The sequence below is a fragment of the Rhodococcus globerulus genome (genome assembly GCF_019334125.1).
GTDB classification, from domain to species: domain Bacteria; phylum Actinomycetota; class Actinomycetes; order Mycobacteriales; family Mycobacteriaceae; genus Rhodococcus_F; species Rhodococcus_F globerula.
In genome coordinates this window covers 4,620,050-4,633,203 of the sequence record NZ_CP079698.1, presented here as the reverse complement: position 1 = coordinate 4,633,203, position 13,154 = coordinate 4,620,050, and the positions used below count along the sequence as shown (strand labels likewise).

Annotated in this window: 13 protein-coding genes; 6 read left to right on the top strand and 7 right to left on the bottom strand. The window is 63.2% G+C overall.

Annotated elements, in window-relative coordinates:
- Positions 1 to 89: 89 nt before the first annotated feature.
- On the top strand, positions 90 to 1,772 hold the full coding sequence (locus KYT97_RS21035) for a bifunctional metallophosphatase/5'-nucleotidase (RefSeq protein WP_219110637.1): 1,683 nt from the start codon (positions 90 to 92) through the stop codon (positions 1,770 to 1,772).
- Between the two features lie 36 nt (positions 1,773 to 1,808).
- Positions 1,809 to 2,678 (top strand): MYG1 family protein, encoded by an 870-nt coding sequence (locus KYT97_RS21030; protein WP_045066402.1) that lies wholly within the window; start codon positions 1,809 to 1,811, stop codon positions 2,676 to 2,678.
- A 4-nt stretch (positions 2,679 to 2,682) separates the two neighbouring features.
- On the opposite strand, the gene KYT97_RS21025 is transcribed toward KYT97_RS21030, so the two are convergent.
- Complete coding sequence (locus KYT97_RS21025; RefSeq protein ID WP_172936877.1) at positions 2,683 to 3,699, bottom strand: alpha/beta hydrolase; 1,017 nt, start codon at positions 3,697 to 3,699, stop codon at positions 2,683 to 2,685.
- Between the two features lie 359 nt (positions 3,700 to 4,058).
- Between KYT97_RS21025 and KYT97_RS21020 the strand changes: the two genes are divergently transcribed.
- The 4 genes from KYT97_RS21020 to KYT97_RS21005 all read left to right on the top strand — a co-directional run bounded on the left by KYT97_RS21020 (position 4,059) and on the right by KYT97_RS21005 (position 7,171).
- On the top strand, positions 4,059 to 4,676 hold the full coding sequence (locus tag KYT97_RS21020; protein ID WP_033235118.1) for a LysE family translocator: 618 nt from the start codon (positions 4,059 to 4,061) through the stop codon (positions 4,674 to 4,676).
- Positions 4,677 to 4,703: 27 nt separating this feature from the next.
- Positions 4,704 to 5,108 carry a DUF4259 domain-containing protein gene (locus KYT97_RS21015; RefSeq protein ID WP_033235119.1) on the top strand — a complete coding sequence of 135 codons (405 nt, stop codon included), beginning with the start codon at positions 4,704 to 4,706 and terminating at the stop codon, positions 5,106 to 5,108.
- Between the two features lie 160 nt (positions 5,109 to 5,268).
- Positions 5,269 to 6,477, top strand: a complete 1,209-nt coding sequence (locus KYT97_RS21010; RefSeq protein WP_219110636.1) for an aspartate transaminase — start codon at positions 5,269 to 5,271, stop codon at positions 6,475 to 6,477.
- Between the two features lie 25 nt (positions 6,478 to 6,502).
- A complete protein-coding gene (locus KYT97_RS21005; RefSeq protein WP_219110635.1) occupies positions 6,503 to 7,171 on the top strand; it encodes a 4-carboxy-4-hydroxy-2-oxoadipate aldolase/oxaloacetate decarboxylase in 669 nt (222 codons plus the stop codon).
- A 59-nt stretch (positions 7,172 to 7,230) separates the two neighbouring features.
- On the opposite strand, the gene KYT97_RS21000 is transcribed toward KYT97_RS21005, so the two are convergent.
- The 6 genes from KYT97_RS21000 to KYT97_RS20975 all read right to left on the bottom strand — a co-directional run bounded on the left by KYT97_RS21000 (position 7,231) and on the right by KYT97_RS20975 (position 13,040).
- A complete protein-coding gene (locus KYT97_RS21000; RefSeq protein WP_219110634.1) occupies positions 7,231 to 8,274 on the bottom strand; it encodes an L-idonate 5-dehydrogenase in 1,044 nt (347 codons plus the stop codon).
- An 11-nt stretch (positions 8,275 to 8,285) separates the two neighbouring features.
- Entirely contained in the window at positions 8,286 to 9,041 is a 756-nt protein-coding gene (locus KYT97_RS20995; protein ID WP_219110633.1) for an SDR family oxidoreductase, read from the bottom strand.
- A 94-nt stretch (positions 9,042 to 9,135) separates the two neighbouring features.
- Entirely contained in the window at positions 9,136 to 10,470 is a 1,335-nt protein-coding gene (locus KYT97_RS20990; protein ID WP_219110632.1) for an MFS transporter, read from the bottom strand.
- A complete protein-coding gene (locus KYT97_RS20985; RefSeq protein ID WP_219110631.1) occupies positions 10,467 to 11,540 on the bottom strand; it encodes a 5-oxoprolinase subunit C family protein in 1,074 nt (357 codons plus the stop codon). Before KYT97_RS20985 ends, KYT97_RS20990 begins: the two co-directional genes overlap by 4 nt.
- Positions 11,533 to 12,240: a 5-oxoprolinase subunit B family protein gene (locus KYT97_RS20980; protein ID WP_245005895.1), complete on the bottom strand. Its 708-nt coding sequence runs from the start codon at positions 12,238 to 12,240 to the stop codon at positions 11,533 to 11,535. The genes KYT97_RS20985 and KYT97_RS20980 overlap by 8 nt, the downstream gene beginning before the upstream one ends.
- The gene (locus KYT97_RS20975) at positions 12,237 to 13,040 is read right to left on the bottom strand and encodes a LamB/YcsF family protein (protein ID WP_219110629.1); all 804 of its coding nucleotides are present in this window, start codon (positions 13,038 to 13,040) and stop codon (positions 12,237 to 12,239) included. Before KYT97_RS20975 ends, KYT97_RS20980 begins: the two co-directional genes overlap by 4 nt.
- Positions 13,041 to 13,154 lie beyond the last annotated feature (114 nt).

Genomic DNA, 13,154 nt, shown 5'->3' with positions numbered 1-13,154 from the left:
TAACTGTTACGCCCAGCCCTAGAATTCGTTCTCGCGGCCAGGCACACTCAGGAAGGTTCGAAACCGGTCCGGAGGAAGGAGCACGAAGTATGACGCGAGGCATCACACGCGCTTGTGCTGTGCTCGCGACTTCTCTCCTCACAACCTCCCTGAGTGTGACTGGCGTGGCTAGCGCCCAGAGCCCCGATACCGTCTCGGTCCGGTTGCTCGCGTTCAACGATCTCCACGGCAGTCTGCTGCCACCAGAAGGCGAACGCAGCCAAATCATGCAGGCCGACGGTTCGTACACCCCCGCGGGCGGCGCCGCATACCTCGCCGCGTACGTGTCCCAACTGCGAAACCAAGCGTCGAATTCGTTGCTCTACTCCGTGGGTGACAACTGGGGATCGTCTGCGCTGGAATCGTCGATGTTCAACGACGAACCGACAGTCGAATTGCTCAACCGCATGCAGATCAATGCGTCGGCGATCGGTAATCACGAACTCGACGACGGCCTCGCGGAATTTCGTCGGATGGAATCGGGTGGGTGCTCCGCGGAGAACGCCTGCACCTTCAGTCCCACGTTCGGCGGAGCCAATTTTCCGCTGATGGCGGCCAACATGACGTATACCGATGGCACACCGGCGACGCTGCCCTTCACGGTCGACATCGTGGACGGCGTTCCCCTCGGCGTGATTGCGATTGCGGCAAGTAACACAGCTCAGATCGTGGCACCGGACGGCGTTTCGACCCTGAAATTCGGCGACGAGGTCGAAGCAATCGATCGCACCGCGGACGTTCTCGACTTCTTCGGCGTCAAAGCCATCACCGTGCTGTTGCACCGCGGCGACGAACCGGACATTGCGGGTGGGCCAAACGACTGCAACGTCACGTCCGGTCCCGCTCGCGACATCGCGTTGCGCGCATCGCCGAAAGTCGACGTCATCTTTACCGCGGACAGTCATCAGCAGTACAACTGCGAATACCCCGATCCCGCCGGAAATCCCCGCGTGGTGATGCAGGGTGCGTCGCACGGTCGCATCGTCTCCGTTGCGGATGTCGTGATCGACCGCACCACTCGGGACGTCCTGCGCGATCAGACATCGTCGTTCAATCAGATAGTGACACACGATATTTCGCCGGACCCCGACACGGCAGCGCTTGCCGATCAAGCATGGAATGCGGCTGCCGAAGTGGCACAACGTCCCGTCGGCACAATCACCGCCGACCTGACTCGCGACCAGACCTCCAGCGGAGAATCCGCCATTGGCAACCTGATCGCCGACGCTCAATTGGCGGCTGGCACCGCGCGGGGAGCCCAAATCGCTCTGACCAATCCGGGCGGAATCCGCGAAGACCTCGACAACGGAACAGTGACCTACCGCCAGGCCCATGCGGTGCAACCGTTCGGCAACAGCCTCGAGGTGCTGTCCATCACAGGTGCGGCGCTGAAAGACGCGCTGGAACAGCAGTTCCAATTTTCGCCGGAATACTTGCCGTTCGAACGAATCCTCGCCCCGTCTGCTGGTTTCACCTACACACTCGACCGCAAAGCCCCCGCCGGGTCACGCGTCTCGGAAATGCGCCTGAACGGCGAAAACATCAACCCGGACACGGTTTATCGTGTTGCGGTCAACAAGTTCCTCGCCGAAGGCGGCGACGGGTTCACAGCCCTGCGCAGCGCCATCGAAACAACCGGGGCGGGCAACGACCTCGACGCCCTGGTTGCCCTGTTCACCTCCGGCTCACCAGTTGCTCCGCCGGCCACCGATCGCATCCGCACGGTCGGCTGAATAGGCATCAGCGAGCCGATTGCCTAGTCTCGACTGGTGATCATCGCGACCCATAACGGCAAGTTCCACGCAGACGACGTCTTCGGCGTATCGCTCCTGAAGCAGCTGTACCCCGACGCCACCGTCGTCCGCACCCGTGACGAGGACGTCCTGAACAGCGCAGACATCGTGCTCGACGTCGGCGGACGCTACGAGCCGGCAGCCGGCCGTTTCGACCACCACCAGCGCGGTGCGGGCGAACGCAACAACGGCATCCTGTACTCGGCCTTCGGGTTGCTGTGGCAGGAATACGGCCTGAAGTTCTGCAACGGCGACGAGTCCGTGTGCCGTCGCATCGACGGCCGCCTGGTCGAGGGCATCGACGCCGTCGACAACGGTCAGGAGATCTACACCCTCAACGAGTTCGGCACCAAGCCATTCGACCTGTCCGCAGTTCTGGATCTGTTCAATCCCATCTCGTCCACCGACGAGGAGTTCGACACACAATTCGAACTCGCAGTTGCGCTCGCAACCCAGATCCTGATTCGCTTGCGCGCCAAGTACGCCGGCGACGCGGCGGCTGAGAAGGAGTTCGCGGACACGTACGCCAAAGCGTCGGATCCGCGATTTGTCGTCCTGGAACGCTTCATTCCGCACGGCCGGGCGGCGTCGGCTCAGCCCGAGCTGTTGTTCACGATCTTCCCGAACACCAACGGCGGCTGGTCGATTCAGACCGTCAAGCCGGCTGATTCGAAGTTCGGTTCACGAAAGCTGTTGCCGGAGCAGTGGCGCGGCCTCAACGGTTCGGATCTGGCGGCCGAAACCGGTGTCGACTCGTCTGTGTTCTGCCACAAGGCCGGATTCATCGCTGCCGCGCACACTCGCGACGATGCGATGAAACTGCTGGAATTGGCTCTCGCCGCGTAGACCCTCAGCGGCCGAGCGCGGTTTGTAGCGTCGGCCAGGAATCGTGCAGTGCGTCTTGGTAGTACGGCCACGAATGGGTTCCGCTGTCCCGGTAGGCAAACACTCCCGCGATGCCCAGGCCTTCGAGCCTGCTCTCGAAGGCCTGGGTGCACGAATGGACGAGCGCTTCGAGCGGCCCACCCCGGACAATCGCCGTCGCTCCTTCCATGGTGAGGACTGTGTTGTGCGCTCCTGGCAATCCGGTGCTCGCAGAGCTGTAGATCGTTTTGCCGCGCAACGCCTCCGCATTGCCCGACGGATTGTGATTGCGCCAATCCGGATCCCCGGCCGGCCCCCACATATTCGTGGCGTCGCCGTTCTTGCTGGCAACCGTGGCGCGCACGAAGTCCTGTGAGTACGGCGCCGTGGTGTCGAGACACCCACTGTACGAAGCCAATCCCGTGTACAAGTCCGGATTCCGAGTGATCAGGTTGCCCGCAGCCAGCGCGCCCATGGATACGCCGCCGACAACATTGGTGCCGTTCCCGGCGAATGCCTCATCGATGAGGGGCGGTAACTCTCGCGTCAGAAACGACTCCCATTTGTTCACACCGAGGTTCGGGTCGTCGCTGCGCCAGTCGGTATAAAAACTGCCGGTACCTCCCACCGGTAGAACCACATTGACGTCCTTGTCGGCAAAGAACGCCTCGATGTCGGTGTTCTGCGTCCACGTACTTTCGGTGTATCCCGACTCCGACCCGGCACTGACCCCGTCGAGGAGATAAAACGTCGGGCGAGGGCCCGGCGCCCTCTCGGGGTGCAGAACCTGAACCTGAACTTCGCGGCGCATCGACGCGGACTCGACAAACACTGCACTGCGAGTGGGCGTCAACTGCTCGATCCGTGCGATATGAGCGATCTCTGTCTCGATGTGAGCTATCCCTGTCTCGGCGTGAGCGACAGCTGTATCGGAGTGCGCGACACCGACGAGGCCGAATGCACTTACCGAGAGAATCACTCCGAGTACCACTGACGTCCGCATAAGTGGCCACCTTCTCACATAACGCCGTGTCAGACTGTTCGGTCGTGGCTGCCGATTCGACCGAAGGATTGAGTCGATCAAAAGCCGGGTATGCGTCACTCTTGGCAAGTTCTCCACCGATGCACACACAGGTGTGGATAACTTCATTCACATCCAGCCCACGACTGTGCATAACCTGTGCACAACTACATGAATTACATCAAGGTTATTCCACCTACCTCGACTAACAAGGTTCTACACAGTGTGGATAACTTTGTCCTCAGATTCGCCGAACCGTTGCCGTTTCGGGCGTGTCCATGCAGTTCCGACCCAACGCGACATGATTTGTTCACAAGGAGGCAACTCCCCATACTGAGTCCATGATCTCCGCCCTGTTGGCCGCTGCCGCCGTTCTGGCACTCCTCACACTCGTGCCCGGACCGGACATGGCCGTCGTGACGCAGGCAGCGCTCACCGGCGGTCGATCGTCCGGATTCCGGGTAGCGGTAGGCATCATCAGCGGACTGCTCGTATGGGGCTTGCTCACCGTGCTCGGCTTGTCGGCGTTGCTGGCCGCTTCCGCGGAGGCATACACCGCCGTGAAACTCGCCGGCGCTGCCTATCTGATCTATTTGGGGGCGCGAGCGCTGTGGGGCAGCCGTTCATCCCAACTGCGCAGCGTCGACGCACCGCGTTCGCAGAAGGCCGGGACCTGGAAAACCGGTTTCACCACCAACCTTCTCAACCCCAAAATCGCGGTCTTCTACACCAGCCTGCTGCCGCAACTGGTTCCAGCGGGATGGCCGACGGGTCCGTCACTCGCACTCCTGGTGATCATCCACGCAGCGATCTCCATCGCGTGGCTCAGCGCCTACGTCGTGCTTCTCTCCCGCGCCCGTAGCACCTTCGAGAAGCCGAAAGTGCGGCAGGCACTTGAACGTGTGACCGGCACGGTTCTTCTAGGATTCGGAGCGAAGATCGCGCTGGAAGCGCGCTGAGTCGACACATCAGAGAAGAGCACAACAGTGGGCGCGTGGGGATCGGGACCGTTCGAGAACGACGGTGCGGGGGATTTGATTGCATCCATCGGGCACGGTGATTTCACCTTCGAGTCCGTGGAATGGGCGTTCGAGGACGACTACCTCGAGGTGGACGGCGGCCAGATCGCCGTTGCCTTACTCGAATTGGTGCTCATTGTGCGCGCCGATCGCAAACGGGATCCTGCCGTCGAGGAACTTGATCTCGACGCCTTTGCCGACGCCTTGACCAGCGAGCGGCTCACGTGGCTGATCGAGATGGTGGAGCGCACCATCGCGTCGACCGACTCGGAACTGTTCGAGCTCTGGGACGAGCAGGGACCGGAAGAACTTGCGGCCTGGCGGATCCCGGTTGTCGACGGTCTCGAGGATCTGCGTGTGCTGTCGGTCTGATTTCACCGGCGCTCCATCACGTTTGCTTATCGGGCCACAACGGTTCGGTCTTGGTCAGATGCCCTGGTAGACCCCTATGGTCGAACGGATCACCGAGTGAGAATTGTGGCTCGTCGACGACGGGAATCCACGCTCACCCCGGACCCAGGAGCAGACCATCATGGCGACATTCGTTCCGGCTGCGCGCGTCGACAGAATCAGGGAGTCGCCGAGTGTGGCTGCCGCACAACGAGTGCGCGAGCTGAAGGCACAGGGCCGCGAGATACTCGACCTCACGGTCGGTGAGCCCGACTTCGACACACCGGACAACATCAAGTCGGCGGCGATCACGGCCATCAACACCGGCCAGACCAAGTACACGGCAGTCAACGGCATCCCGGCACTGCGCGAGGCGATCGCAGCGCGCGCGGCTTCGCGAACCGGAATCCAGTACGCGGACAACCAGATCACCGTCGGCGGCGGCGCGAAGCAGGTCATCTTCCTCGCTTTGATGGCGACCGTCGAAGCCGGCGTCGAGGTCATCGTTCCCGCGCCGTACTGGGTTTCGTACCCGGATATGGTGCTCGCACACGACGGAACTCCGGTGATCGTCAACTGCGAGGAGTCCGACAACTTCCTTCTCACCCCCGAAGCTCTCGCCGCTGCGATCACCCCGAATACCAAGTGGGTCATCCTCAATGCCCCGGGCAACCCCACCGGATCGGTGTACACCCGCGAGCAGTTGCAGGCCATCGCCGACGTGATCGAGGCTAACCCCCACGTCAGCGTGCTGGTCGACGAGATCTACGACGAGATCAACTTCGGCGACGCTCCCGTCCCGAGCCTGCTGCAGGTCGCCCCGCACCTTCGCGATCAGGTGCTCGTCACCAACGGCGTTTCGAAGTCTCACGCCATGACCGGGTGGCGACTCGGATACGGTCTCGGTAATTCCGGTTTGATCGGCGCCATCAACAAACTGCAGGGCCAGAGTTCTTCCTGCCCGTCCTCGATCAGCCAGGCCGCAGCGGTGGAAGCTCTCACCGGCGACCAGAGCTTTCTCACCGAATCCGTTCGGAGCTACCGCCTTCGGCGCGACCTCTCCGCTCGCCTCCTCGGTGCGATCCCCGGGCTCGAACCCGTCGTTCCGCAGGGTGCGTTCTACCTCTTCGTCAACTGCGCCGGCCTGATCGGCAAGCTAACACCGGACGGCACCGTGATCGAGTCCGACCAGGATCTGGTTCTCTACCTCCTCGACGAAGCGTCGGTTGCCACCATTCAAGGTTCGGCCTACGGCGCATCGCCGTACTTCCGCATTTCCTTCGCCACGTCGGAGGCTGTCCTCGAAAAGGCTGCGGCACAGATCGCCGACGCAGTCGAACGCCTTTCCTGATTTTCCATACCTTCTGGAGTACAAGATGATTCACGTCAAGACCAAGATCGACCGCGCGGACAAAGACCTGATTGCCGAACTGGGGACGTTCTCCGCGGCCACGATTCACGAGGCACAGGGACGCAAGGGTTCATTGCATCCGGCGATCAAGCCGATCGATCGCGAAATGAAGTTCTGCGGTTCAGCTTTCACCGTCAAGTGCCACCCCCGCGACAATCTCATGCTGCAGGTCGCGATCAGCTACGCCCAGCCGGGCGACGTTCTGATCGTCTCGTCGGGCGATCAGGCAGCCGGCCAGTTCGGCGACGTCCTGGCCAATGCCTGTGTCGCACGAGGCATTACCGCGCTCGTCACCGACGGCGGAGTGCGCGATACCCGCGAGATCCGTGAACTCGGATTCCCCGTCTTCTCCAAGCACGTGTACATCGAGGGAACCGTCAAGGAATCACTCGGCCCGATCAACCATCCCCTCGTCTTCGGCGATCAGGTCATCTACCCCGGTGACGTCATCAAGGGCGATTGCGACGGCGTTGTCGTCATCCGCCGTGAGGAGGTTGCCGAGGCGATCGAACTCTCGCGCGCCCGCGACGAAGCCGAAGCCGGGTACATCGAGCGTTACAAGCAGGGCGAAACCCCACTCGAGGTAAGCAATCTGACAGCGCTCCTGGAAGCCAAGGGCTTGGTGGTCGAATAACCTGGTGTGCGCCTTTGTTAACCGCCCGCGGTTAACAAAGGCGCACAGGGCCGAAGGCCTTAGAACCTCAACAACACCTTCCCCGACACCGACGCATCTTTCGCGACCGCGAAGGCTTCCAGAGCCTCCGTCACCTGATACTCGTGGGTGAGAACAGCATCAACAGCCAGGGAACCGTCGGCGAGTGCGAGAAGCACCTCGTCGATTTCGTCGTTGAATCGGAACGAGCCCACCAACTCCAACTCTCGCGTGATCGCCAGCGAGATGTGTACCGGTTGGGGTCCGGACGGAAGGAGCCCGAGCATGACTACCCGTCCGCCTCGCGTCGCGCCGCGGATGGCGGATTCGAGTCCGCGATGATTACCGGTGCACTCGATGACCACGTCGGCATCGGATGCGGCGACGGCATCCGCGTCGGTGGCCTTCAGAACTTGATCCGCACCGAGCGTCGACGCGATCTGCAGCGGGACGTCGTGCATGTCGACCGCGGTGATCGACTGCGCGCCCGCTCGTTTGAGTACGGCTACGACCAGGGCGCCGATGGGACCGCAACCGACGACCAGCGCTTTCTTGCCGCGAACGTCGCCTGCTCGTGAAACAGCATGCCAGGCAACGCTTGCCGGCTCCGCCACCGACGCGGTCCGCAGGTCCAGCCCCTCGGGCAGTTCGCGGAGCATGCGCGTCGGGAGCACCGCGTATTTCACGAATGCGCCTTCGGTGTGCGGGTATTGCGCCGCACTGCCCAGGTATGTGCAGCAGGGTGAGAGGTTGGGCCGATCGCTCGGGAACCGCGGAGTGGTGCCGCCGGGCGTTGCGGGGTGTACGGCTACGGAAGTTCCGACTGCCGGCCCGGTTCCGTCGGCGGCGGCCGCCACGACCGTGCCGACTACCTCATGGCCGAGCAGCATCGGTGCCTTGAGAATCGACTCCCCCGCCGCGCCGTGCGTCCAGTAGTGCAGATCCGATCCACAGACGCCGCCGTAGGCGATCTCGACCACTGCCTGCTCTGCGGTCGGCGCGGTCAGCGCGCGTTGCTCAACTCGCAGGTCACCGGCCGCGTGGGCCACCACTCCGAGCGTCGTATCCGGTAGTGCAAAACTCATGATGCGCTCTCTCAGTCGTTGCGGCGGATGAAGTCGAGGCCACCGGGAACCTGGAAGGTGGGGAGCACCTCGATGAGACCCAGGTTGACGTGGCCGGGAGCGTCGATCGCGAACTCGATGGTATCCGCGATGTCCTTGGTGGTGATGGATTCGTAGCCCTCGTAGAAGGTTTCCCACGCTTCCTTCATGGCTTCGGGCGTGCCACCGAGGTTGCGGCCGAAGATCTCGGTCTCGACCCGGCCGGGGCAGATCTCGGTCACGCGGATCCGCTTGCCGATGCAGTCGTTTCGCAGCTGACGCGAAATCTGGTGCACCGCAGCCTTGGTCGCATGGTAGGCCGTGTGGCCGTAGAAGTTGTACAGGCCCGCGATGGAACTGATGTTGACGACGTGGCCGAGATCGCGGTCCACCATTCCCGGCAGCAGAATGCGGCACAGGTGCAGTACGGCACGAAGATTCACGTCCACCATCGCGTCGACGGACGCTTCTTCGGCGTCGAGAATATTTCCCGTAGCGGACACACCGGCATTGTTGACCAGGATGTCGATCTCCAGTCCGCCAACAGCTTCGGCGAGCGCGGCGGTGTCGGTGATGTCCACGGGCAGCGGGATCATTCCGGTGCGATCGGCAACCTCACCGAGCTTGTCGGCATTGCGGGCGACGCCGTAGACGGTGAGTCCACGCTTGGTGAACATCTCGGTGACTGCGGCGCCCATCCCGGTATTGGCGCCGGTGACGAGTGCTGTGCGGTAATCGGAGAAAGGCATTGTGTGCTCCTACAGGAAGAAATTGGTATGACCCGGCGGCCGCCGCAACTGCAGGCGACCACCGGGCCGGTTCAGGAGTGACTCACGAATGAAGTCACAGAGTGTCGCGAAGCGGAACGTGGGCGCGATCGGTGATGGTGCTGACCGCGATCAGGGTGCCGACTGCGGTGATGACCGCGTAGAACGCGGGAACGTAGATGCCGAATTCGGGGATCAGCCACGTCATCAGCAGCGGCGCGGTACCACCGAAGAGTGCGGACGAGATGTTGTATCCCAAACCGTAGGCGGAGTAGCGAACCCGAGTGGGGAACAGTTCGACGATCAGGATGTGGATGACGGCCGTGTGTCCGGCGAAGATCACCGCCATGAGGCAGGCACCGAGAACCGCGAGTCCGATGTTACCGGTCACGATCATCGCGTAGCAGGGGATCGCGCCGATCGCCATTGCCGCAGCAGCACCGGCGATGACCTTCTTACGGCCGATCCGGTCGGAAAGGGCACCCATGAACGGGATCGCGAGACAGATCGCCACGAGACTGGAGGCGGTGACGAGAAGTGCCGTGCTGGTGGAGAATCCGATCTGATCGCCCTTGAGGAACGTGGGCATGTATGAGAACAGAACGTAGTAGCCGGAACCGTTCATCAGCGGGATGAACAGGGCGAGAATCATGGCGCGACGGTGCTCGGGAGTGGAGAACGCTTCCTTGAGCGGATTGCGCGACAAGCCGCCGGATTCCTTGAGCCGCTCGAAGTTCGGGGTATCGGAGATCGCGCGACGGATGTACCAGCCGATGATTCCCATCGGAATGGCCATGAGGAACGGGATGCGCCACGCCCACGATGCGAGTCCGCCGCCGTTGATGGCTTCGGCGTTGAGCCACGGTGACATGGCAAACGCGATCATCGTTCCGGTCAGCAGTGCCAGGAACGACGCGATCTGCGCGTAGCTGGTGATCACGCCGCGCTTGCCTTCCGGGGCGTGCTCGGCGAGGAACGTCATGGCGCCGGCCGCTTCACCACCGACGGAGAATCCCTGCACGATCCGCAGGAAGATCAGTAGCGCCGGTGCCGCGATGCCGATGGCCGCGTAGGTGGGCAGCAAGCCGATACCGGCGGTCGCCACGCTGATCAGCATGATGACGAACACCAACATCTTCTGTCGGCCGATCCGGTCGCCGAGGATGCCGCAGACCACCGCGCCGAGGGGCCGGACGAAGAACGAGACCGCGTAGCCGGCGAACACCAGCATGAGAGCGTCGCTCGACTTCGAGACGTCGAAGAACACGATGGCCAGTGCCGTCGCCATGAACGCGAAGACGCCGTTGTCGTAGAGCTCGACGAAGATGCCGACGCAGCCCGCTGCGACGACTTTCCGGACCTTGCGCGGGTCGGCCACCTGGCCGTCTACCGCTTCGATGGTGTTGGTCATGCTGTCTCCAAAATAGACGCGCGGCGCGGAGCGCTCGCGGGGCGTGTGGTGCCGACGTGGCTCGGTACTCGGGCTTCCGAGGTGTGAAGAGGTATCCGGAGGGTGGTGAATACGTTCTCCACACGCCGCCTCAGCAAGGCGATGCGGTGCTGCTGTTCACGGTGCTCTGCAACGGCCGTTGCGACGCTGCAGTTCCGGAATCGGACACGGTGCCCTGGTCGGGCCTGTCCCAGCTGTGAGAGTGAAATGGTGGTGACGACGGCCAGCACCGGATAGCCGGCGGTGACGCCTCTACCTCGATGCAGGACCAGAAGTTCGTTGCCTGCGGGTACTTCGATGGCTCCGATGGGGACGCCGCGGGAAAGGACCTCGCCGGTGCTGGTGCGTTGTGGAAGCGGGCGCTGATCTGTCGGCGCCAGCCTCAGCCCGATGTGGTTGCTCTGATCGCCCACGACGAATTCGGTGTCGAAGAGCGCGGCAGCGCTGTCGCCGAAGTCCTCGATGTCGGGGCCGCCCGTCACGTCGAGCGTCCACACGCTGCCGAAGGCGGGCCGGTCCGGTAGCAGCCGGAACAGCGGCAACCGGAACACCGGGTGGTCGATCGGCGGGCAGTCGACGTCGATGACGAGCGACTCCCCCGCAGTCAGGTGATGGCCGAATCCGAGCACCTGGTCGGGAGCGCAGCTCCCCAGAAGGTAGTCGGCCGTCAACTCCCCGTGGACGGCGATGTAGACGCGCAGCCCGTCGTGGATTCCGGTGACGGCAAGCCGCTGACCGGCTCGCCAGACGATCGGTTCCCACTGCGGTTGCCGATGTCCGTCCACGGTCACCGTTGCGGGTGCACCCGTGACGGCGATCAGCAGATCCGTGGACGCCGACGCTGAAAAGTCGAGGGCCGTCAACTCCAGCAGCGGGGCCTCGCGCCTACTACCCACCAACGCGTTGGCGATCTCCGCGCTGATCTGGTCGGCTGCGCCGCCCGTCGCCTGGCCGAACTGCGACGCCGATCCGCGGCCCAAATCCTGCACGGAACTGATTCCGGGTGTCAGGACGGTGATGGTCTCAGCCATGGGAATCACCTCCGATCGGCAGGAGCGAGCGTCCGTCGAATTCGTCCCAGCGATCGGCGTCGATCGCGCGGAAGACAAACAGATCGCCCGGGCGGTAAGCAGAAATCTGTTCCGCCGTCGGATCGACCAAGATGAGTGGGGTGCGGCCGATGACGGCCCAACCGCCGGGTGCCGGCTTTGCCGAAACGACTGCCTGACGTCCGGCCACCGCAACCGAACCGGCCGCGACGCGGGGCCGCGGGCTCGATCGGCGCGGGATGGGAAGGCCGAACGCCGGGCCGTCGAGCATCGGGGCGCCGCCGGGCGAGCCGTAACAACGCATGACGAGCGGAGCCTCGGAGTGCAGCCGAATCACTTCGGTGTCGGAGACACCGAGGAACTGTGCCGTCTCGCGTAGGTCTGGGCCGTACTCGCCGCCGTAGACGACGGGGATCTCGAACGTCCGGGGTGCGCCCCACAGTGGCTCGGGGGCGGCCGCTGCATCGGACACCAGTGCGCGGACGGCGTCGTGGTCGGTGAGGAGGTTGTCGAACTCGACGAGCAGGGCGTCGTACGTCGGGATGACGCTGACGATGCCGTCCGAGCTGGGGTCGAGGCGTGCTGCGATCGAGCGGACGGTGTCCCAGTTCTGCTCGACGGTTCCGCCTCGGACACAGACCCGGACTGCGGCGTCACCGCAGTCGTCGACGGCGGTCTTCACGCCGAACACCCGACATCACGTGCCTGACGTGACGCCACGACCTGGGCCAGTGGCGCAATGGTGACACCGGCGGCTTCGAGAGCGGCGCGGATCGCCTTTGCGTTCGCGACGGCGCCGGGATTGTCACCGTGCACGAGGACGGTATCGGCGACAACCGGGATCAGGGTGCCGTCCACCGCTTCGATGACTTCTTCGACCACCATGCGAACAGTCCGCTCGACCAGAACGTCGACGTCGTGAATCACCGCTCCCGGCTCGCTGCGGGCCACAAGGGTTCCGTCGGCGTTGTAGGCACGATCCGCGATGCCGACGATGCCGACGCTCAATCCCCGGGCGTTCGCCTCGTCCGCCAACGCCCCGTCCTGGGCGAGCACGATCAACGACGGATCGAAGGCCGTGACCGCATCGACCACGGCACGGGCGTAATCCTGGCGTACGGCAACAAGATTCCCGAGCTTGCCGTGGGGAGCGATGTGGGACAACGATGTTCCGTGCGCGACTGCAAAAGCATGGAGTGCACCCAGTTGGAACAGCACATCGGTGCGCACCTCGTTCTCGCTGAGATCCATCGCGCGACGGCCGAACCCGGCGAGATCCGGGAAACTCGGGTGCGCGCCGATTCCGATTCCGCGGGCCACGCAGCCGCGAACTGTGGAATCCATCGTGCGTGGATCACCCGCGTGGAATCCGCAGGCAATATTGGCCGACGTCAGAGTGTCGAGCAAAGCTTCGTCGGCGCCCATAGTCCACGCGCCGAAACCTTCGCCGAGATCGGCGACAAGATCAACACTGGTTGCCATTTCGGTCCTCCCGGTTTGTTTGCGGAGTCGTACGGGCGCCGTTGCCCGTCGTTGTCCTGTGTGTTGCCTTTTGTGTTTCTGGGACGCTACTCAGGATCTCCAAAGGGTTGTTAA

Excerpts from the sequence above, each read along its gene's own strand:
- KYT97_RS21035 (WP_219110637.1), top strand. The coding sequence starts at position 90 with ATGACGCGAGGCATCACACGCGCTTGTGCTGTGCTCGCGACTTCTCTC.
- KYT97_RS21025 (WP_172936877.1), bottom strand. The coding sequence starts at position 3,699 with ATGCGGACGTCAGTGGTACTCGGAGTGATTCTCTCGGTAAGTGCATTC.
- KYT97_RS21020 (WP_033235118.1), top strand. The coding sequence starts at position 4,059 with ATGATCTCCGCCCTGTTGGCCGCTGCCGCCGTTCTGGCACTCCTCACA.
- KYT97_RS21010 (WP_219110636.1), top strand. The coding sequence starts at position 5,269 with ATGGCGACATTCGTTCCGGCTGCGCGCGTCGACAGAATCAGGGAGTCG.
- KYT97_RS21005 (WP_219110635.1), top strand. The coding sequence starts at position 6,503 with ATGATTCACGTCAAGACCAAGATCGACCGCGCGGACAAAGACCTGATT.
- KYT97_RS21000 (WP_219110634.1), bottom strand. The coding sequence starts at position 8,274 with ATGAGTTTTGCACTACCGGATACGACGCTCGGAGTGGTGGCCCACGCG.
- KYT97_RS20995 (WP_219110633.1), bottom strand. The coding sequence starts at position 9,041 with ATGCCTTTCTCCGATTACCGCACAGCACTCGTCACCGGCGCCAATACC.
- KYT97_RS20990 (WP_219110632.1), bottom strand. The coding sequence starts at position 10,470 with ATGACCAACACCATCGAAGCGGTAGACGGCCAGGTGGCCGACCCGCGC.
- KYT97_RS20985 (WP_219110631.1), bottom strand. The coding sequence starts at position 11,540 with ATGGCTGAGACCATCACCGTCCTGACACCCGGAATCAGTTCCGTGCAG.
- KYT97_RS20975 (WP_219110629.1), bottom strand. The coding sequence starts at position 13,040 with ATGGCAACCAGTGTTGATCTTGTCGCCGATCTCGGCGAAGGTTTCGGC.